The 20,043-nt window shown below is 72.3% G+C and carries 14 protein-coding genes; 8 read left to right on the plus strand and 6 right to left on the minus strand.

What is annotated here, in order from left to right:
- Window positions 1–172 precede the first annotated feature (172 nt).
- Window positions 173–1,159, minus strand: a complete 987-nt coding sequence (gene panB, locus ABZX96_RS29290; protein ID WP_355550183.1) for a 3-methyl-2-oxobutanoate hydroxymethyltransferase — start codon at window positions 1,157–1,159, stop codon at window positions 173–175.
- 378 nt (window positions 1,160–1,537) lie between these two features.
- Between panB and ABZX96_RS29295 the strand changes: the two genes are divergently transcribed.
- From ABZX96_RS29295 to ABZX96_RS29315, 5 genes are all read left to right on the plus strand, one after another.
- Window positions 1,538–3,070, plus strand: coding sequence for an MFS transporter (locus ABZX96_RS29295; protein ID WP_355550229.1), 1,533 nt, complete (start codon window positions 1,538–1,540; stop codon window positions 3,068–3,070).
- Complete coding sequence (locus ABZX96_RS29300; protein ID WP_355550184.1) at window positions 3,067–3,816, plus strand: TetR/AcrR family transcriptional regulator; 750 nt, start codon at window positions 3,067–3,069, stop codon at window positions 3,814–3,816. The genes ABZX96_RS29295 and ABZX96_RS29300 overlap by 4 nt, the downstream gene beginning before the upstream one ends.
- Before the next feature lie 371 nt (window positions 3,817–4,187).
- The gene (locus tag ABZX96_RS29305) at window positions 4,188–5,210 is read left to right on the plus strand and encodes an endonuclease/exonuclease/phosphatase family protein (protein WP_355550186.1); all 1,023 of its coding nucleotides are present in this window, start codon (window positions 4,188–4,190) and stop codon (window positions 5,208–5,210) included.
- A gap of 382 nt (window positions 5,211–5,592) precedes the next feature.
- Entirely contained in the window at window positions 5,593–6,825 is a 1,233-nt protein-coding gene (locus ABZX96_RS29310) for an MFS transporter (RefSeq protein ID WP_355550188.1), read from the plus strand.
- A gap of 95 nt (window positions 6,826–6,920) precedes the next feature.
- Complete coding sequence (locus ABZX96_RS29315) at window positions 6,921–7,685, plus strand: GntR family transcriptional regulator (protein WP_355550190.1); 765 nt, start codon at window positions 6,921–6,923, stop codon at window positions 7,683–7,685.
- A gap of 61 nt (window positions 7,686–7,746) precedes the next feature.
- Here ABZX96_RS29315 and ABZX96_RS29320 read toward each other — a convergent pair whose 3' ends face one another.
- The 3 genes from ABZX96_RS29320 to ABZX96_RS29330 form a co-directional block, all read right to left on the minus strand.
- Window positions 7,747–9,501 (minus strand): NAD+ synthase, encoded by a 1,755-nt coding sequence (locus tag ABZX96_RS29320; RefSeq protein ID WP_355550192.1) that lies wholly within the window; start codon window positions 9,499–9,501, stop codon window positions 7,747–7,749.
- A gap of 204 nt (window positions 9,502–9,705) precedes the next feature.
- A complete protein-coding gene (locus ABZX96_RS29325) occupies window positions 9,706–11,523 on the minus strand; it encodes a multicopper oxidase family protein (RefSeq protein ID WP_355550194.1) in 1,818 nt (605 codons plus the stop codon).
- Between the two features lie 85 nt (window positions 11,524–11,608).
- Window positions 11,609–12,190, minus strand: a complete 582-nt coding sequence (locus tag ABZX96_RS29330) for a hypothetical protein (protein ID WP_355550196.1) — start codon at window positions 12,188–12,190, stop codon at window positions 11,609–11,611.
- Window positions 12,191–12,765: 575 nt separating this feature from the next.
- Here ABZX96_RS29330 and ABZX96_RS29335 point away from each other — a divergent pair.
- The 3 genes from ABZX96_RS29335 to ABZX96_RS29345 all read left to right on the plus strand — a co-directional run bounded on the left by ABZX96_RS29335 (window position 12,766) and on the right by ABZX96_RS29345 (window position 19,218).
- Window positions 12,766–14,193, plus strand: coding sequence for an APC family permease (locus ABZX96_RS29335; protein WP_355550231.1), 1,428 nt, complete (start codon window positions 12,766–12,768; stop codon window positions 14,191–14,193).
- A 461-nt stretch (window positions 14,194–14,654) separates the two neighbouring features.
- Window positions 14,655–16,016, plus strand: a complete 1,362-nt coding sequence (gene glnA, locus ABZX96_RS29340) for a type I glutamate--ammonia ligase (protein WP_355550198.1) — start codon at window positions 14,655–14,657, stop codon at window positions 16,014–16,016.
- A gap of 169 nt (window positions 16,017–16,185) precedes the next feature.
- Window positions 16,186–19,218, plus strand: coding sequence for a bifunctional [glutamine synthetase] adenylyltransferase/[glutamine synthetase]-adenylyl-L-tyrosine phosphorylase (locus ABZX96_RS29345; RefSeq protein ID WP_355550200.1), 3,033 nt, complete (start codon window positions 16,186–16,188; stop codon window positions 19,216–19,218).
- A 47-nt stretch (window positions 19,219–19,265) separates the two neighbouring features.
- On the opposite strand, the gene ABZX96_RS29350 is transcribed toward ABZX96_RS29345, so the two are convergent.
- A complete protein-coding gene (locus ABZX96_RS29350; protein ID WP_355550201.1) occupies window positions 19,266–19,661 on the minus strand; it encodes a PIN domain-containing protein in 396 nt (131 codons plus the stop codon).
- Window positions 19,662–19,684: 23 nt separating this feature from the next.
- A complete protein-coding gene (locus ABZX96_RS29355; protein WP_355550203.1) occupies window positions 19,685–19,963 on the minus strand; it encodes a CopG family transcriptional regulator in 279 nt (92 codons plus the stop codon).
- Window positions 19,964–20,043 lie beyond the last annotated feature (80 nt).

Consider the following 20,043-nt stretch of genomic DNA (forward strand, 5'->3'; position numbering starts at 1 on the left):
CGGGCGAGCGGCCGGGGTCGGGGCGCGAGCGAGCAGCCGGGCGCCGTGGCGTACGTCTCCCGGTACGGACACGAAACGGGCCGGCCTCGAAGGACCGGCCCGTGGCGCGTCCGTCCTCCCCGGGCCCGCTCGATCTCAGCGGACCCTCAGTGGACTCGGCGGAAACTCACCCTCAGTGGAAGCTGTGCTCCTCCGCCGGGAACGTGCCCCCGATCACGTCCTCCGCGAACGCCCGTGCCGCGCCGCCCAGTTCCTCGCGCAGGCGCGCGTACTGCTTGACGAAGCGCGGTACGCGTCCGCTGGTCATGCCCGCCATGTCGGTCCACACCAGTACCTGGGCGTCGCACTCCAGGCCCGCGCCGATGCCCACGGTCGCGATGTGCAGCGAGCGGGTGACCTCGGCGGCCAGTTCCGCCGGTACGGCCTCCATGACGACGGAGAACGCGCCCGCGTCCTGCACCGCCTTCGCGTCGCGCAGGAGCTGCTGCGCGGCCTCCTCGCCCCGGCCCTGCACGGGGTAGCCGCCGAAGGCGTTGACCGACTGCGGGGTGAGGCCGACGTGTGCCATGACGGGGATGCCGGAGGAGACGAGCAGGTCGATCTGCTCGGCCGAGCGCTCTCCGCCCTCCAGCTTGACCGCCCCGACGCCGGCCTCCTTGACCAGCCGCATCGCGTTGCGCAGCGCCTGGACGGGGCCTTCCTGGTACGCGCCGAAGGGCAGGTCGGCGACGACGAGGGCGCGCTCGGTGCCGCGGACGACGGCGGCGGACAGGATCGTGATCTCGTCCATCGTGACGGGGACGGTGGTCTCGTACCCCAGGTGGCAGTTGCCCATCGAGTCGCCGACCAGCAGGACGGGGATGCCGGCCTCGTCGAAGACGGAGGCGGTCATCGCGTCGTAGGCGGTGAGCATGGGCCACTTCTCGCCGCGCCGCTTGGCGGCGGCGATGTCGCGTACGGTGACGCGCCGCGAGCGCGTGCCGCCGTACAGGGACTTGCCGGCGTCGGCCTTGGCGGGTGCCTGGGCGCCGGTCGCGGACCCTTCCGGTCGGGGCGCGTCCGTTCGCGGGCTGTCCTCGCGCGGGGCGCTCTCCGGCTTCTGGGAAGGCTCCTGGGAAGGCTTATGGGCAGACTTCTGGGCAGGCGAAAGCTGCGTCATCGGTGACGGCTCCTGTTCGAATCATCTCGTGGCGCCCTTACGGCGTCCCCGGACTTGCGCCCATGGTGACACGTCCCGTGAGCGGAACGAAAGGGCCCCGGTGTTCGAATGCCCTCGCCCTTCTTGTGCGGGTTTGACGGAAGCTGTTCCCACCCCCTCCCGCTCCACCTCATTGCCCCCTCTTGTCCCCCCGTCCCCCCTCACCAAATACGGAACGGTCCCGTATCGAAATAGGCGTACGCTGCCGGCATGGCCAGTCAACCCGGCGCCTCCGGTCCTTCCGGTCCCCCGGGTACGCCAGACGCCTCCGGCGTGCCCACCGCGCGACGCGTTCCCGAACGCGTCCACCGTCGCCGCTGGGCGATCCTGTCCGTCCTCATGTTCAGCCTGCTGATCGTGGTGGTGGACAACTCCATCCTCAACGTGGCGATGAAGACGATCGCCACCCCCGCCCCCACCGGCCTGGGCGCCACCCAGAGCCAGTTGGAGTGGGCGATCAACTCCTACACGCTCGCCTTCGCCGGCCTCCTGTTCACCGCGGGGGTCCTCGGCGACCGGCTCGGCCGCAAGAAAGTGCTCCTGTTCGGGCTGGTGGTCTTCGGGATCGGGTCCGCGCTCGCCGCCGTCTCGGTCTCGTCCGGGCAACTCATCGGGTTCCGGGCCGTCATGGGGCTCGGCGGCGCGTTCGTGATGCCCGCGACGCTCGCGATCCTGATGCACGTCTTCGAACGGGACGAGCAGCCCAAGGCCATCGGCATCTGGGCGGGCGGCGTGGGGCTGGCCATCGCCGTCGGGCCGGTGGCGGGCGGCCTGCTGCTGGAGCACTTCTGGTGGGGCTCGGTCTTTCTCGTCAACCTCCCCATCGTGGCGGTCGCCCTGACCGCGATGATCATCCTGGTCCCCGACTCCAAGGACCCCCGGCCCGGGCGGCTGGACCCCGTCGGCGTGCTGCTGTCCATCGCCGGTCTCGTCCTGCTCGTCTACGGGATCATCAAAGGCGGCCAGATCGCCGACTTCACCGATCCCGAGGTGCTCGGGACCGCGCTGGCCGGGCTCCTGGTGCTGGCCGGGTTCGTGATGTACGAGAAACGCAACGACCACCCGTCCCTCGACATCGGCTGGTTCCGTAAACCGGCGTTCTCCGCCGCCATCGCCGCCATCGCGCTGGTCTTCTTCGCGCTGCTGGGCGTGACGTTCTTCGTGGTCTTCTACGTCCAGAGCGTGCGCGGTTACTCGCCGCTCCAAGCGGGCCTGCTGATCCTGCCGCTGGCCGTGGCACAGATGATCATCGCGCCGCAGGCCCGGCTCGTCGTCGACCGCTTCGGCGCCCGCGCCGTCTGCGCGGTGGGAATGCTGCTGGTCGCCGCGTCGTTGGCGGGCTTCCTGACATTGGACCTCACCGCGCCGATCTGGCGGCTGGAAGTGCTCTTCTTCCTCATGGGCAGCGGCATGGCGCTGATCATGCCGCCGGCCACCGTCTCGATCATGCAGGCGCTGCCGCGCGAGAAGGCGGGCTCCGGCTCGGCCGTGAACAACACCTTCCGCCAGGTCGGCGGCACCCTCGGCATCGCCGTCCTCGGCTCCCTGCTGTCCACCAGCTACCGCGACGGCATCCGGGACGAACTGGCCGCCGTTCCCCGCCTTCCGGACGGCGTGCGCCAAGCTGCGGGCGAGTCGATCGAGGCGACGCTCGCCGTCGCGCGCCGCCTCGGTGCGGCCGGTTCGGCGCTGATCGACCCCGCGAACGCCGCGTTCCTCCACGCCATGCACGTCACCGCGATCGGCTCCGCCGCCGTCGCCGTGGTGGGGGCCATCGTCGTGCTGGCGTTCCTGCCCGGGAAGATGGGCGCGGATGGGGCGCGGGGCGCGAAGCGGACGGAAGAACAGGAAGGGGCGGGTGCGCGGCCATGAACGGGGTGGTGGAGGGAGAGGGCAAGCGGGCGCCGGTGGGCGGCCCGGCAGCGGGTGACGAGGTCCCGGCCCTGGCCGCGTCCTCGGCTCCGGCCCCTTCCGCGAGCCCGTCCCCGTCCCCGAGCCTGGCCCCGGCCTCGTCCCCGCCCTGCGAGCGCCGTGGTCGGCCGCGCAGCGCCGCCGCTGATACGGCGATCATCGAGGCGGTGCTGCACCTCATCGAGGAAGGCGCCGCCATCGCCGAACTGTCGATGGAACGCATCGCCCGGGTGGCCGGCGTCGGCAAGGCCACCCTCTACCGCCGGTGGCCGGGCAAGGACGCGCTGATGCTCGACGTCATGCGCTCCCTGGAAGCCGACCTCCCCACCCCGTCCGGGAAGTCCGTACGCGACGACTTGGTGGCCCTCCTGGAGGCCTTGCGCAGGAGCGGACTCGCCAAGCGCGATTCCGCGCTGCTGCGGACCGTACTCAGCCACGTCAAGGGCAGCCCGGCGCTGTGGCGCGAGTACCACGACGCGGTGGTGCGGCGCCGCCGCGAGGTCCTGCACGCCGTGCTGCGGCGCGGCATGGCGACGGGGGAGGTCCGCGCCGACCGGGACGTGGAGGTTCTGGGCGACCTGTTCGTCGGCCCGATGCTGGTCCGGGCCATGTTCCAGGAGTGGCGGGAACTCCCCGAAGGGCTCGCCGAGGAGATCGTGGACACGGTGCTGGGGGGCGTACGGCCCCGGGGAAGCGGCGCGGACTGACATGTTCCGTCTCTCCTTCCGCGCTCCCGCATTCCTGCGTTCCCGCGTTCCCGCGTTCCTGCGTTCCTGCGTTCCCGCGTTCCCGCGTTCCCGCGTTCCCGCGTTCCCGCGTTCCCGCGTTCCCGCATTCCTGCATTGCTGCGTTCCCGCGTTCCCCTCCGCGTCGACCTCTTCCCATGTGACCGGACTATGCCCGTTCTGTCACAGCTGCCCCTGGAGGCCCTTCCCCAGGAACCCGAGCGCCGCAGCGTGCCGTCCTCGTTGTCAGGAAAACGCAGTGAGAACCGCAGTGAGAACCATCGCCTAGGGTCTTGGAGGGCCCCGGACGGGTGTGGTGGGGCGTACGGAGCAAGGGCAGTGAGGACGGCGGAATGGCGCAGGCATACATCACGGAGACGGGGCAGGGCCGAGACCCGCGGCGGACCGGCTCCCGGGCCCGGCGCCTCCTGAGCTGGTGGCAACCTGAAGGCATGTGGCGGCGCGGCATCATCCTGGCGGTGCTGGCCGTCGTGCTCGGCCTGCTGATGGCCCTGCACAGTCAGGTCCCCAACGCGGTGGGCAACACCGGCAGCCTGCTGGAGACCTTCCTCCCGTGGCTGGGGATCATCGGCGTTCCGCTGCTGCTCATCGCCGCCGTGCTGCGCCGTTCGTCGACCGCGCTGGTCGCGCTGCTGCTGCCGGCCATCGTGTGGGTCAACATGTTCGGCGGGCTGATCACCGACAAGTCGGGCAGCGGCGGCAACCTCACCGTCGTCACGCACAACGTCAACGCCGAGAACCCCGACCCGGCCGGCACCGCCCGCGACATCGTCGCCGCCCGCGCCGACGTCGTCGCCCTGGAGGAACTGTCGCCCACCGCCCTGCCCACCTACCGCGACGGGCTCGCCAAGGCGTACCCGTACCACACCGTGCAGGGCACCGTCGGCCTGTGGAGCAAGTACCCGCTCAGCGACGCCTCGCCGGTGGACATCAAGATGGGCTGGACCCGGGCGCTGCGCGCCACGGTGGCCGCGCCCGATGGGCAGCGGGTCGCCGTGTACGTCGCGCACCTGCCCTCGGTGCGGGTCAAGCTGAACGCCGGGTTCACCGCCAACCAGCGCGACCGGAGCGCCGAGGCGCTGGGCAAGGCGATCACCGCCGACCGCGAGAAGAAGGTGATCCTGCTCGGCGACCTCAACGGCACGATGAACGACCGCTCGCTGGCCCCCGTCACCGCCCAGATGCGCTCCGCGCAGGGCGCCGCGGGCGACGGCTTCGGCTTCAGCTGGCCGGCCGCCTTCCCGATGGCCCGCATCGACCAGATCATGATGAAGGGGATCGACCCGGTGTCGGCCTGGTCACTCCCGGCCACGGGCAGCGATCACCTTCCGCTCGCGGCGTCGGTGAAGGTCTGAGGCGCACGATCGCTTACGGATCGGCGGGCGGGGCTCCCTGAGAGGGGGTCCCGCCCGCTGTCTGTCCAGGGGGGCGTGCGGGCTCTCCGCCGACCTTGCTTGCGGGCAGGCAGAGGCGACTGTCACACTTTGTTCCGTACGAAAACTTATGGGGACGCGGACGAGCCGGGCGTACGCGTCGCCGAACCCGCCAAGAGCTTGCAGGCGTGGACGCGCGCCGCGCACGTAAACGTTTGCCGCACTTCGCCGTACTTTGCCGTACGCGGAATGCGCGTCGGCCGCGGACGCCTTATACACACGCGATCCGCACGTCCCACGCGTCCCACGCGGACGCCGCCCGGCTGCTCTCCCCCCACACCGCCCTGCCCCAGAAAGGTCCCTCATGCCCCTGGCTCTCCTCGCACTCGCGATAAGTGCCTTCGGCATCGGTACGACGGAGTTCGTGATGATGGGCCTGCTGCCCAATGTCGCGGACGACCTGGGCACGTCGGTGCCCACCGCCGGTCACCTCGTCTCCGCCTATGCCCTCGGTGTCGTCGTCGGCGCTCCGCTGCTGACCGCCCTCGGCTCACGCGTGCCCCGCAAACGGATGCTGCTGCTCCTGATGGGCATCTTCACGCTCGGCAACCTCGCCTCCGCGCTCGCGCCCAGCTTCGACCTGCTGGTCGCGGGGCGGCTGCTGGCCGGGTTGCCGCACGGCGCGTTCTTCGGCGCCGGTGCGGTGGTCGCGGCGCGGCTGGTGAGCGAGGGGCGGCAGGCGCGCGCCGTCGCCACGATGTTCCTCGGGCTGACCGTCGCCAACATCGTCGGCGTCCCCGCCGCCACCCTGCTCGGCCAGCAGCTCGGCTGGCGCGCGACCTTCCTGGTCGTCGCCGCCATCGGCCTGGTCGCCATGGCCGCGCTCGCCCGCCTGGTCCCGCACGTTCCGAAGGACGAGCGCGGCGGACTGGGCGGCGAGATCCGTGCCATGGGCAACCGCCAGGTCCTGCTCGGCCTGCTCACCGCGGTCTTCGGCTTCGCCGGCGTCTTCGCCGTCTACAGCTACCTGGCCTCGATGATGACCAAGGTCACCGGCCTGTCCGACACCCTGGTCACCGTGGTCCTGGCCCTGTTCGGCCTCGGCATGACCCTGGGCGCGCTGGCCGCAGGCCCGCTCACCGACCGCGCCCTGCGCCCCACGCTGTACGGGGCCCTGGCGGCGCTGGCCGTCACCCTCGTCGTCTTCCCGGCGGCGACGCACGCCACCTGGTCCGCCCTGATCTGCGTGGTCATCCTCGGCGCGGTCGGCTTCATGACCACCACCCCCCTCCAGATGCTCGTCATGCGCAAGGCCCGCCACGCCCCCACCCTCGCCTCCGCCTCCAACCACTCCGCCTTCAACCTCGCCAACGCCGGCGGCGCCTGGGCGGGCGGCCTCGCCATCTCGGCCGGCTGGGGCTGGACCTCCCCGGCCCTGGTGGGCGCGGCCCTGGCCGCCATCGGCCTGGCCATCGCCGTCACGGCGGGCGCCTTGGACCGGGATCGGGGCCGGAGCCGGGGCCGGTCGGAGGCGTCGCGGGTGGTGGCGCGGAGTGATGACCCGGCGGTGGCGGAACTGCCGGATCGGGCGGGGTGAGGGAAGGGACGGTCCTCCGGAGCACCCGCTGTTGGTGCGCGGCGTCGCTGACCGGGCAGATTCCGGGGGGGGACGGCCGTCCATAGGGCGTCTCTATGGATGATGAGCAAGGAGGCGCAGTGACAGAGCCCCCCTATCAGCGGATCGCCGCCGCGCTCAGGGCCGCGATCGACGCAGGCGAGTACGGGCCGGGAGACAGGCTCCCGGGGGAGAACGACCTCATGGCCGAGCACGGCGTGGCCCGCATGACCGCCCGGCAGGCGCTCGGGGTGCTGCAGAGCGAGGGGATCGCCGAGGCGCGGAAGGGCGCCGGCGTCTTCGTACGGACCTTCCGGCCGCTTCGGCGGCACGGTATCGCGCGGCTCTCCCGGGAACAGTGGGGAACGGGCCGGTCCGTCTGGTCCGCCGACGCCGCCGACCGTGACGTGGTCGTCGACCAACTCGACGTGTCCGAGCGCCCGGCCCCGGAACGGATCGCCGGAGTGCTCGGCCTGGCGCTCGACGAACCGGTGTGGGTGCGCGACCGCCGCTTCGTCCTGGACGGCAAGCCGGTGTCGCTGGCGACGTCTTACCTGCCCGCCGCGCTGGTCACGGGGTCCGCGATCACCACGCCCGACACCGGTCCCGGTGGGACGTACGCGCGCCTGAAGGACCTGGGCCACGAACCGGTCCACTTCCGCGAGGAGGTGCGCACACGGATGCCCACCGCCGACGAGGCCGAGCGCCTCGCGCTGCCCGGTGGCACGCCGGTCATCCTGATCCGCCGCACAGCCTTCAGGGCGGACGGTCGGGCGGTCGAGGTCAGCGAAATGGTGCTGGACGCGGCGGCGTACGTGCTGGAGTACGACTTCGACGCGTGAAGGGGACGAGGGGACGAGGACCGGCCGACGCCCGGGGATCCGCCTGCGGCGGGTTCCGCCCCTACCCCCGCTCCCGCCAATGATTGGTGATCGGCAGCCGTCGGTCCTTGCCGAAGCCCTTGGCGGAGATCTTGGTGCCCGGGGGGTACTGGCGGCGCTTGTATTCGGCGGTGTCGACCAGGCGGAGGATGCGGGCGACGAGTTCCGGGTCGTGGCCCTGGGTGATGATCTCGTCGCGGCCCAGGTCGCGGTCGACGTACAGGGCCAGGATCGTGTCCAGGACGGGGTAGTCGGGGAGGGAGTCGGTGTCCACCTGGCCGGGGCGGAGTTCGGCGCTGGGGGGCTTGGTGAGGGTGTTCTCGGGGATGGGCGGGGTGTGGCCGCGGGCGGTCGCGGCCTGGTTGCGCCAGTGGGCGAGGGCGTAGACGTCGCTCTTGTAGACGTCCTTGATCGGGCCGTACGCGCCCACCGAGTCCCCGTACAGGGTCGAGTAGCCGCAGGCCAGCTCGGACTTGTTGCCGGGGGCGAGGACGATGTGGCCCTCCTGGTTGGAGATCGCCATCAGGAGGGTGCCCCGCAACCGTGACTGGAGGTTCTCCTCGGCCAGGCCGGTCAGGCCGAGGGATCCCATGTACGCGTCGAACATGGGGGCGATGGGGACGGTACGGAAGTTGAGCCCCGTACGGCGGGCCAGTTCGGCGGCGTCCTCCTTGGAGTGCTCGGAGGAGTAGCGGGAGGGCATCGAGACGCCGTGGACGTGGCGGGCGCCCAGGGCGTCGCAGGCGAGGGTGGCGACCAGCGCCGAGTCGATGCCGCCGGAGAGCCCGACCACCACACTGCGGAAACCGTTCTTCGCGACGTACGCGCGCAGCCCCACGACGAGTGCGGTGTAGACCTCCTCCATCTCGTCGAGGCGGTCGGCCACGCCGCCGGACGTCTGCGGCTCGTAGGCGGGCAGCGGGTCCGCGCTGAGGACGACGTGATCGACGCGCAGCCCGTCGTCCACCGTCCCCGACGGCGGCTCCGGCGCGGCGGCCGGGAGATCCAGGTCCAGCAGTACGCACCCCTCCGCGAACTGCGGGGCGCGCGCGATGACCGTGCCGTCCCCGTCCACGACGATCGAGTCGCCGTCGAAGACCAGGTCGTCCTGCCCGCCGATCATCGCCAGGTAGGCGGTGGTGCAGCCGGCCTCCTGGGCGCGCTTGCGGACGAGTTCCAGGCGGGTGTCGTGTTTCTCGCGCTCGTACGGCGAGGCGTTGACGGACAGCAGCAGACCGGCCCCCGCCGCCCGGGCCGCGGGCACCCGGCCGCCCTCCTGCCACAGGTCCTCGCAGATGGCGAGCGCCACGTCCACGCCGCGCACCCGCACCACCGGCAGCGTGTCGCCCGGGACGAAGTACCGGAACTCGTCGAAGACGCCGTAGTTGGGCAGGTGGTGCTTGGCGAAGGAGAGCGCCACGCCGCCGCGGTGGAGCACGGCGGCGGCGTTCTGCGGCGCCCCGGCCGGCTGCCCGTACCGCGGCTGCGCCTTCTCCGAACGGTCCAGGTAGCCGACGACCACCGGCACCTCCCCGAACCCCTCCGCCTCCAGCCGCGCCGCCAAGGCGCGCAGCGCGGACCGGCTCGCCTCTACGAAGGACGAGCGCAGGGCCAGGTCCTCCACGGGGTAGCCGGTCAGCATCATCTCGGGGAACGCGATCAGGTGCGCGCCCCGCTCGGCGGCGTGCCGGGTCCAGTGCACGATCGTCTCGGCGTTCCCGGCGAGGTCGCCGACGCAGGAGTCGATCTGGTTGAGGGCGAGACGGAGTTGGGGCACCCGGCCAGTTTATTCGTCCGGTTGACGCGAGGGCCTGGTGGAGGAGGCGGGGAGGGGGTCCCGTACGGGCGGGCGTGCTCTTCCGGCCCGTACGGAACCTCGGTCATCGGTGCGGGTTCGCCGCCCCGGCGGCCGGGCCGTCACTCCGGCCGCCGGGTTGCTGGGTTGCCGGGTTGCTGGATTGCCCGGCCACCGGGGCGCTGATCAGCGCTGATAGCCCAGGACTGTCATCATCCCGGACTCCGAGTGGTAGACGTTGTGACAGTGGATCATCCACAGGCCCGGGTTGTCGGCGTCGAAGTCGACGTGCAGCGTGCGGCCGGGCAGGACGATCGCGGTGTCCTTGCGGGGGCCGCCGTCCGGCAGCGCGAAGGTGTGGCCGTGCAGGTGCATCGGGTGCCACATCGTGGTCGTGTTGCGGAACGACAGCCGGACGCGTTCGCCGGCGCGAACGGGGTGCCGCTGCGCCGGGTCGTACTTCCGGCCGTTGATGGCCCAGTCGTACCTCGCCATCGAACCCGTCAGGTCCAGCCGGATGACGCGGTCGGGCTTGCGGGACTTCGGGCGCACGCTGTCGGCGGCCTTGAGCTGGTCGGCGCGGAGCAGCTTCCCGTCCAGTTCACGGGGGCGTACGGACGGGTCGGGGGCCGCGCCGCCGCCCGTGCGCAGGACGGCCAGCCCGGACCGCCGCTTGCCCTCGGCGACCGCGGTGAACGGGAAGGCGCCGTCCTTGGCGGTGACCAGCACGTCGTAGCGCTCGCCCATGCCCAGCAACAGCGCGTCGGTCTTCGCGTGTGCGACGGGGAAACCGTCGGTGTGCGTGACGGTCATCGTGTGGCCGCCCAGGGCGACGCGGAAGGCGGTGTCGCCGCCCGCGTTGATGATGCGCAGCCGGATGCGGTCGCCGGGCCGGGCGCGGAAGGTCTGCGGGTCCTTGGAGGTGCGGCCGTTGACGAGGTAGTGCGGGTAGTTCACGTCGCCCGCGTCGCCACCGAGGAGCGGGCTTGTGGCGCCCATCATCATGCGCGACGGGGAGGAGGGGGAGGCGGACGGGGAAGAGGACGGGGTGCTTGTTCCCCCGTGGTCCATTCCTCCGTGGTCCATTCCGTCATGGCCTGTTCCTCCGGAGCTCATGGCCCCGTGGTTCATTCCTCCGTGGTTCATGCTCCCGTGGTCCATGCCTCCCTGGCCGGAACCACCGTGGTCCATGTTGCCGTGGTCCATTCCCCCTTGGCCGGATCCGCCGTGGTCCATGCCGCCCATGCCCTTGGAGAGCTCGGCGAGTACCGCGTCCGGTGTGCTGCCGTCCACGCCGTCGACCCAGTCGTCCAGGACGATCACCCACTCCTTGTCGTACGACAGCGGCTCCTTGGGGTCCTCCACGATCAGCGGCGCGTACAGGCCGCGGTCCTGCTGGACGCCGGAGTGCGGGTGGAACCAGTACGTGCCGGGGTGGGCCACCGTGAACCGGTACGCGAAGGAGGCCCCCGGCTTCACCGGCCGCTGGGTGAGGTCGGGCACGCCGTCCATGTCGTTGCGCAGCGCGAGGCCGTGCCAGTGGAGGGAGGTGGTCTCGGGGAGGTGGTTGGCGAGCGTGAGGGCGAGCGTGTCGCCCGCGGTGACCCGGACCTCGCGGCCGGGCAGGTCGTCGCCGTAGGCCCAGGTCCGGACGGTACGGCCGCCCAGGTCGAGCTGGGCCTCGGTGGCGGTGAGGGCGAATTTCCGTACGGGTCCCGAGCCGCGCTTCGCCTCGGCGGCGGCGACTTCGGGGCCGTCGGGGGAGACGTAGCCCTTGGGCGCCGCGGTGGCGCCGTGACCGGAGTGGTCCGTGCCCGCCTTGCCGGTGCCGGAGGCCGTTCCGGAGTCCCCGGACGAGCAGGCGGCGAGCAGTCCACCGCCCGCGACGGCGAGCCCGGTGCCGAGCACGGCGCGGCGGGAACGCACGGCGGCGGGCAGGGACGAGCGCGGGGAAGAAGGGGAAGAAGGGGAAGAAGGAGTGGACGAGCGCAGGGATGAGCGCATGAGGAAGCACCTCGCGAAGGTGTGGGTCTTGAGTAGGGCGCGACGGACCGCGGGCACACGTGGGCGCGCCGGCGGCCGGGCGCCTCTACACGCGCAGGACCGACAACTGGGCGAGGAACTTGTGACGGGGGAGGGGCGGCGGTATCGGCCGCAGGCCCCGCAGCAGGCGGGCGCGCAGCGCGGCCAGCAGGTCGGCGGCGCGGCGGCCCAGCAGGTGGCCCGTACCGAGGAGCGCGATCGTCCAGACGGAGAGGACGGCCAGGCAGACGGAGGCCGAGTCCATGCCGGTGCCGCCGTCGGCGGTGTGCGTGCCGCCGGGACTCACGGCGGGGGCCGGGTGCGGCCCGTAGGCGGGGACGGGAGTGGTGTGCGGTTGGTGCCGCGCCTCCTGGAGTGGGTCGGCGGGCGGCCGGGCGCCGACCGCGTGGACGCCCAGAGCATGGGCGTCCGCGTCAGGCGCATGGGCATCGGCATCCCCGTCAGGCATACGGGCGTCCGCGCCGAACACCCCGCCCACCACAGCACCCCCTGAGGAGTGCGCGGACCCGTGCCCGCTCACCGGGTGCCCCAGCGTGTGCATCGTCACGATCCCGGCGATCAGCGCGGCGAACAGCAGCAGCCGCGCGCACCACGCGGCGGTCCTGCTCTGCTCGTGCGCTACGGACATGGGGAGCGGGTTCCTCCAGAGGCGGGGCGGGCCGGAGACCGTCGTGGTACCGGGCCGACCTGGCACGTATGTGGACGACGGCCGTAGGGAAACCGGCCCCGCGGCCGTGAACAGCACCCTACCCCTGCGGGGTATCGGCGCCCAGGGTGGGCCGGAAAGCCGGAGCGGCAGGCCAGGCCGGAAGGCCGGAGCGGACGGCTCGCTCCCGAGGGCTTCCCGGCCCGCCTCACACCGCCCAGCCGCTCCGTATCACCACCGCATCGCCGACGACTCCCTGTCGGCCGCATACCTCGACCACCCGAATCTCCCCCCACCCCCGACAACCACCCCCGTTCCACCCCCACACCCCCATGTCCCCCATATAGCCCCTCCACCCCCAATGTGCGTACTCGCCCCGCACCACGGATCATGAACCCGTGGAGAAAGACACCGACCATTCCCCCGAGCCCACCCCGGCTCACCAGGCCGTTTCGGCATCGGGGGCCGACAGCCCCGGCGCAGCCCCCGGCCGTCCCCGCCCCTCGTCCGCCGCGCCCGGCGCCCACCCCGCGCCCAAGGCGCCCGGGGTTCCGGGGGTGCCGGCGCCGCGGTTGATCTCGTGGCTGACGCTGGCGTTGATGACCACCTCGTCGGTGGCCAGCCTGCGGCCGGCGCCGTCCATGGCGATCTACGGGCTGGCGGCGATCTTCCTCTACCTCGTCCCGGCCGTCGTCTTCCTCCTGCCGACCGCCCTGGTCTCGGCGGAGCTCGCCTCCGGGTGGACCGGCGGCGTCTACCGCTGGGTGAGCGAGGGGCTGTCCCGGCCGCTCGGCTTCCTCGCCGTGTGGTGCCAGTTCGCCATGACGATCGCGTACTACCCGAGCCTGCTCGCGTACGTGGCGAGCACCTTCGCGTACGTCATCGACCCCCGTCTGGCGAGCAACGGCGTCTACATCGCCATCGTGATCATCGTCGTCTACTGGGCGGGCGTGTGGATCTCCGCCCGCGGCACCAAGGCCGTCGCCGGACTGTCCAGCGCGGGGCTGATCCTCGGCACCCTCGTGCCGGGCGTGGTGCTGGTGGTGCTGGGGCTGGTCTTCCTGGGGCAGGGCAACGCGTCGGCCGCCCCCATGGACGGCGGTCACGTCCTGCCGCCCTGGACGGGGCTGGCCAGCCTCGTCCTGATCGTCAACAACTTCCTGTCCTACGCGGGCATGGAGATGAACGGCGTGCACGTCTCCTCGCTGCGCAACCCGGGCCGGGACTTCCCGCGCTCGATGTTCACCGCCACCGCCCTGGTCCTGCTGATCTTCGTGCTGCCCGCGCTGGCCATCAGCTGGGTGATGCCGGGCAAGGACCTCAGCCTCACCGCCGGGGTCATGCAGGCCTTCCAGGGGTTCTTCGAGCACTTCCATGTCGGCTGGCTGACCAAGGTCGTCGGGGTGCTGCTGGTCGCGGCGGCGCTGGGCGGGATGCTGACGTGGCTGGCCGGGCCGTCCAAGGGGCTGCTGATGATCGCCCGGCAGGAGGGCTACCTGCCGCCGGTGCTCCAGCGGCTGAACAAGCAGGGCGTCCAGCGGAACATCCTGGTCGCCCAGGGCGCGCTCACCACCGTGATCGCGCTGCTCTACGCCTTCATCCCGGACGTCTCCAGCGCGTACTGGATCTTCTCGGTGATCACCACGCAGATCTACCTCATCGTCTACCTGCTGGTGTTCGTGGCCGTGGTGCGGCTGCGGAAGCTGCGGCCCGACCAGCAGCGGGGCTTCCGGGTGCCGGCGGTGCACCTGGTGGCGGGCGTCGGGTTCGCCGCGTCCCTGTGCGCCATGGTGATCGGCTTCATCCCGCCCGAGCAGTTCGGGAGCGGGCCGCTGTGGCGGTACCTGCTCATCGTCGGCGGCGGGCTGCTGATCATCGGCATCCTGGCACCGGTGGCCTTCCTGGTGTTTCGCAAGCCGAGCTGGGTGCACCCGGAGCACCGGGACGTCCGTCCGGAACGGCCAAAGGCCCCGGCCGCCGGGTGAGGACGCCGGACGGGGGCATCGACCGGGATCCGCAACAGGGACGCCGACCGGGCCCCGGAGACGGGTACATCGACCGGGCCCCAGGACGGGGACGCCGCATGCGCCGCCGCCGGGGGGACCGGTACGCGCACGGCGGGTGCCGAGTGGCGCCCGCCGCCGTGCACGGGTGTGCCCGGATGACGACCGGACCCGGGGACCGAGGGTCACGCGCCAACAGGCCGCCGGGCGGACGCGACCGCCGGCGGGCCGGTTCCCGGGGTCCGGGGACCGGCCCGCCCACACCCCGCTCCGGCCGTGGCCCGTACCCTGAAACCCCACGTGAGGAGGTCACGGCCCGGCGGTTCTGATCTAGGCCAAGGGTGCGTAATGTGACGGTAACCCCCTCCCGTGATACTGGTGTGCCGCGCCTCGATCGCCGATGAGCGGGGACCGGCCGATTGACCCGCAAGGATTGGTGAGTCATGGACAAGCAGCAGGAGTTTGTGCTCCGCACGCTGGAGGAGCGCGACATCCGGTTCGTGCGACTGTGGTTCACCGACGTGCTCGGGTACCTGAAGTCCGTGGCCGTGGCGCCCGCCGAGCTGGAGCAGGCCTTCGACGAGGGCATCGGCTTCGACGGCTCGGCGATCGAGGGGTTCGCGCGGGTCTACGAGTCCGACATGATCGCCAAGCCGGACCCGGGCACCTTCCAGATCCTGCCGTGGCGGGCCGAGGCGCCGGGGACGGCCCGGATGTTCTGCGACATCCTCATGCCGGACGGGTCCCCGTCCTACGCGGACCCGCGCTACGTCCTCAAGCGCATCCTGGCCAAGACCTCCGACCTGGGGTTCACCTTCTACACCCACCCGGAGATCGAGTTCTTCCTGCTCAAGGACAAGCCGGTGGACGGCACCCGGCCGATCCCCGCGGACTCCTCCGGCTACTTCGACCACACGCCGCAGAACGTCGGGATGGACTTCCGGCGGCAGGCGATCACCATGCTCGAATCGATGGGGATCTCCGTCGAGTTCAGCCACCACGAGGGGGCGCCCGGCCAGCAGGAGATCGACCTGCGGTACGCCGACGCGCTGTCCACGGCCGACAACATCATGACCTTCCGCCTGGTGATGAAGCAGGTCGCGCTGGAGCAGGGCGTGCAGGCGACCTTCATGCCCAAGCCGTTCTCCGAATACCCGGGCTCGGGCATGCACACCCACCTCTCCCTCTTCGAGGGCGACCGCAACGCCTTCCACGAGTCGGGCGCGGAGTACCAGCTCTCCAAGGTCGGCCGGTCCTTCATCGCGGGCCTGCTGCGGCACGCGGGCGAGACCTCCGCCGTCACCAACCAGTGGGTCAACTCCTACAAGCGCATCTGGGGCGGCGCCAACCGCACCGCCGGCGCCGGCGGCGAGGCCCCCTCGTACATCTGCTGGGGCCACAACAACCGCTCCGCGCTCATCCGCGTGCCCATGTACAAGCCGGGCAAGATGGGCTCCACCCGCGTCGAGGTCCGCTCCATCGACTCCGGCGCCAACCCCTACCTGACGTACGCCGTCCTGCTCGCCGCCGGGCTGCGCGGCATCGAGGAGGGGTACGAGCTGCCGCCGGGCGCCGACGACGACGTGTGGGCGCTGTCCGACTCCGAACGCCGCGCCATGGGCATCGAGCCGCTGCCGCAGAACCTGGGCGAGGCGATCGAGCTGATGGAGCGCAGCGAACTGGTCGCCGAGACGCTGGGCGAGCACGTCTTCGACTTCTTCCTCAGGAACAAGAAGCAGGAGTGGGAGGAGTACCGCTCGGAGGTCACCGCCTTCGAGCTGCGCAAGATGCTGCCGGTGCTCTGAGCGGTCCGTCCGCGGTCCCCAAGAGGCCCGCGGACCCGCCCGCCGAGGGCCCGTAAAGGTCCACCGACCCGTCCGTCCAGGTCCACCGACCCGTCCGTCCAGGTCCTCAGAGGCCCACCGACGCCACCCCACCCGAGGTCCCCCGAGTCCTTCGTAAGGCGGCCCCACCATGACGCTTCCCGCTCCCCAGGGACGGCGGAGCAGCACCTTCACCCGGCTGCTGCGGCACGGCTTCACCGACCCCTCGGCGGCCGGGCGGCTCCTGGAGACCCCGGCGCTCGCGCCGGTGCGCGAGGACTCCGCGCTGCTGGATGCGCTCGGCGCCACCGCCGACCCGGACCTGGCGCTGCGCGGCCTCGTCCGGCTGGTGGAGGCCCAGGAGGCACGGGACGCGGACGAGGCGCAGGCCCTGCTGTCCACCCTGACCACCGCCAAGCCGCTGCGGGACCGGCTGCTGGGGGTGCTCGGCGCGTCCGAGGCGCTGGGCGACCACCTCGTGCGGCACCCCGGCGACTGGCACTCGCTGGTCCGGTACGAGGCGGTCGACCTGCACCCCACCACGCCCGAGTTCGAGGCGGCGCTGGCCGAGGGCATCTGGGGCGAGCGGGGCGCGCCCCGGCCGCGGGCGGACGCGCTGCGCGCCGCATACCGCCGGTGCCTGCTGGGCATAGCGGCCCGCGACGTGTGCGGCACCACCGACATCGCGCAGACCGCCGCGGAACTGGCGGACCTGGCGACCGCCACGGTGCGCGCCGCCCTGGAGATCGCCGTCGAGGAGGAGCCCGGGGACGCCGCCGCCTGCCGGCTCGCCGTCATCGGCATGGGCAAGTGCGGGGGCCGCGAGCTGAACTACGTCTCGGACGTCGACGTCATCTTCGTCGCCGAGGCCCGCGACGGCGCCCCCGAGGACCGGGCGCTGCGCGCCGCCACCCGGCTCGCCTCCCGCCTGATGCGGCTGTGCTCGGACGTCACCGCCGAGGGCACCATCTGGCCGGTGGACGCCAACCTGCGGCCGGAGGGCCGCAACGGTCCACTCGTGCGGACGCTGAGCAGCCACCTCGCCTACTACGAGCGGTGGGCCAAGACCTGGGAGTTCCAGGCGCTGCTGAAGGCCCGGCCGCTGGCCGGGGACGCGGACCTGGCGCGGGCGTACACCGACGCCGTGGCCCCGCTGGTCTGGCAGGCCGCCGAACGCGAGAACTTCGTCGCCGACGTGCGGCAGATGCGCCGCCGCGTGGTCGAGAACATCCCCGCCGCCCAGATCGACCGCGAGCTCAAGCTCGGCCCCGGCGGGCTGCGGGACGTCGAGTTCGCCGTGCAGCTCCTCCAGCTCGTGCACGGCCGCAGCGACGCCACGCTGCGCAGCCCCACCACCCTGGAGGCGCTGGCCGCGCTGGCGGCGGGCGGCTACGTGGGACGCGAGGACGCCCGCGCGCTCGACGAGGCCTACCGCTTCCTGCGCTCCCTAGAACACCGCATCCAGCTCCACAAACTGCGCCGCACCCACCTGATGCCGGAGGAGGACCCGGATCTGCGGCGGCTGGCGCGCTCCCTGGGTTACCGCACCGAGCCGGTGGAGACACTTCGCAAGGAATGGAAGTGGCACGCCAGGGAGGTGCGACGACTGCACGAGAAACTCTTCTACCGACCGCTGCTCGACGCCGTCGCGCACCTGGAGCCCGGCGAGACCCGCCTGTCGGCCAAGGCCGCCGGCCACCGCCTGGAGGCCCTCGGCTACGCCGACCCGATCGCCGCCCTGCGCCACCTGGAGGCCCTCGCCTCCGGCGTCACCCGGAAGGCCGCGATCCAGCGGACCCTGCTGCCGGTGCTGCTCGGCTGGTTCGCGGACTCCGCCGACCCCGACGCCGGGCTGCTCAACTTCCGCAAGGTCTCCGACGCGCTCGGCAAGACCCCGTGGTACCTGCGCCTGCTCCGCGACGAGGGCGCCGCGGCCGAGAACCTCGCCCGCGTCCTGTCCGCCGGGCGGCTCGCCCCGGACCTGCTGCTGCGCGCGCCGGAGGCGGTCGCGCTGCTCGGCGCCGCCGACGGGCTGCGCCCGCGCGGCCGGGCGGCGCTGGAACAGGAGGTGCTGGCCGCCGTCGGCCGCGCGGAGAACGCCGAACAGGCCGTCGCGGTGGCGCGCGGCGTGCGCCGCCGCGAGCTGTTCCGCACCGCCGCCGCCGACCTGATCGGCGCGTACGGCACCGAGGGCACCCCGGCCGTGGACGACCCCGGGACCGCCGTGGACACGGTGGGCCGCGCGCTCTCCGACCTGAACGCCGCCACGCTCGCGGGCGCGCTGCGCGCCGCCGTCCGCGAGCAGTGGGGCGACACCCTGCCCACCCGGTTCGCGGTGATCGGCATGGGCCGCTTCGGCGGCCAGGAACTGGGGTACGGCTCGGACGCCGATGTCCTGTTCGTCCACGAACCGTGGGAGGGCGCCGACGAGCAGGAGGCCGCCAAGGCCGCGCACGCCGTCGCCAACGAGATGCGCCGCCTGCTCCAGCTCCCCTCCGCCGACCCGCCGCTGCCCATAGACGCCGACCTCCGCCCGGAGGGCAAGTCCGGCCCGCTGGTCCGCTCGCTGGCCTCCTACGCCGCGTACTACCGGCGCTGGTCCAAGGTCTGGGAGTCGCAGGCCCTGCTGCGCGCCGAACCGGTCGCCGGGGACCCCGACCTCGGACGGCGCTTCCTGGACCTCGTCGATCCGCTGCGCTACCCGGCCGAGGGGCTCGGCGAGGACGCCGTCCGCGAGATCCGCCGCCTCAAGGCCCGCATGGAAACTGAACGCCTGCCGCGCGGCGCCGACCCCACCACCCACACCAAGCTCGGCCGCGGCGGCCTGAGCGACGTCGAGTGGACCGTCCAGCTCCTCCAGATGCGCCACGCCCACACCGTCCCCGGCCTGCGCACCACCCGCACCCGCGAGGCCCTGGCCGCCGCGCACGCCGCGGGCCTGCTCGGCGCGGAGGAGACCCGGATACTGGACGAGGCCTGGATCACGGCCACCCGCGTCCGCAACGGCGTCATGCTCGTCCGGGGCCGCCCCGGCGACACCTTCCCCTCCGACCCCCGCGAACTGGCCGCCGTCGGCCGCTACCTCGGCTACGAGGAAGGCCACGTCGGCGAGATGCTGGACGACTACCGCCGCGTCACGCGCCGGGCGCGGGGGGTGGTGGAGGAGGCGTTCTACGGGGGGTGAGGCGGTCGGCGGGGGAGAGCGCGGACTCGGAGCCTCGGAGCGCGGACTCAGACTTTCCGGACGAGGATGGTGTCGGGGACCAGCTTCTCCAGGTCGTCCACGTCCGAAGTGAAGATCGTGACCCGTCCTCGCTGCCGGCGTGCGACCACCGCGAGCATGGCGTCGATCGCGTACTTGTGACCGTGCGGTCCGGCCTCGGCCGGCAGGCGGCGAGCCTGCCGGGCCTCGTCTCTGCCCAGCTCGGCCACGGTGATGCGGGAAAGCACCCAGTCCCAGCGCCCCTCGGTGGTCCTGCCGTCGTACGCTTCCACCAAGGTCAAGGGAGAGGTCACGATGTCGGCGGCTTCCTTGCGGACGGCGAGGCCGAGCCGGTTCATCATGGTGCGATCCCCGCGGACGGCGAGGGACAGGGCTTCGCAGTCGAGTACGTGGGTGCGCGGCATCGGGGGGTTCCCGGGACGCTGACTCACGCGGCCTCTCCGCCGCGACGTGCCGCGGCGGCGCGACGACGCTCGTGCTCGGCGTCGATCTCGGCCAGCTCCGCTTCCGCCGCGGCTTGCTCGGCGTCGGTCATCGGGCCGTGTTCTTCCTCAAGCCAGTCGATGAGTTCCAGGAGCCGGTCGCGTTCGCGCTTGGCGCGCAGCGCCTCGGCGACATACGCCGAGAGGCCACGTTCGGAGGCGTCCGCGCGGATCTCCTCCAGAAGCTCTTCGGGGAGCGTCACCGTCACCTTTTTGCTCGCCATACCAACGACCATACTCGCGGTGGTTCCGGCGGTGCGAAGAAAGAGGGGCGCCCGGCCTTTCGACCAGCGCCCGTACGGAA

This window comes from Streptomyces sp. NPDC003077 (assembly GCF_040611095.1).
In the GTDB taxonomy this organism is placed as follows: domain Bacteria; phylum Actinomycetota; class Actinomycetes; order Streptomycetales; family Streptomycetaceae; genus Streptomyces.

What these genes read in the sequence shown, in the direction of transcription:
- ABZX96_RS29305 (WP_355550186.1), top strand. Translation starts at nt 4,188, where the DNA reads ATGGCGCAGGCATACATCACGGAGACGGGGCAGGGCCGAGACCCGCGG.
- ABZX96_RS29350 (WP_355550201.1), bottom strand. Translation starts at nt 19,661, where the DNA reads ATGCCGCGCACCCACGTACTCGACTGCGAAGCCCTGTCCCTCGCCGTC.
- glnA (WP_355550198.1), top strand. Translation starts at nt 14,655, where the DNA reads ATGGACAAGCAGCAGGAGTTTGTGCTCCGCACGCTGGAGGAGCGCGAC.
- ABZX96_RS29325 (WP_355550194.1), bottom strand. Translation starts at nt 11,523, where the DNA reads ATGCGCTCATCCCTGCGCTCGTCCACTCCTTCTTCCCCTTCTTCCCCT.
- panB (WP_355550183.1), bottom strand. Translation starts at nt 1,159, where the DNA reads ATGACGCAGCTTTCGCCTGCCCAGAAGTCTGCCCATAAGCCTTCCCAG.
- ABZX96_RS29310 (WP_355550188.1), top strand. Translation starts at nt 5,593, where the DNA reads ATGCCCCTGGCTCTCCTCGCACTCGCGATAAGTGCCTTCGGCATCGGT.
- ABZX96_RS29295 (WP_355550229.1), top strand. Translation starts at nt 1,538, where the DNA reads ATGTTCAGCCTGCTGATCGTGGTGGTGGACAACTCCATCCTCAACGTG.
- ABZX96_RS29315 (WP_355550190.1), top strand. Translation starts at nt 6,921, where the DNA reads ATGGATGATGAGCAAGGAGGCGCAGTGACAGAGCCCCCCTATCAGCGG.
- ABZX96_RS29330 (WP_355550196.1), bottom strand. Translation starts at nt 12,190, where the DNA reads ATGTCCGTAGCGCACGAGCAGAGCAGGACCGCCGCGTGGTGCGCGCGG.
- ABZX96_RS29300 (WP_355550184.1), top strand. Translation starts at nt 3,067, where the DNA reads ATGAACGGGGTGGTGGAGGGAGAGGGCAAGCGGGCGCCGGTGGGCGGC.
- ABZX96_RS29355 (WP_355550203.1), bottom strand. Translation starts at nt 19,963, where the DNA reads ATGGCGAGCAAAAAGGTGACGGTGACGCTCCCCGAAGAGCTTCTGGAG.
- ABZX96_RS29345 (WP_355550200.1), top strand. Translation starts at nt 16,186, where the DNA reads ATGACGCTTCCCGCTCCCCAGGGACGGCGGAGCAGCACCTTCACCCGG.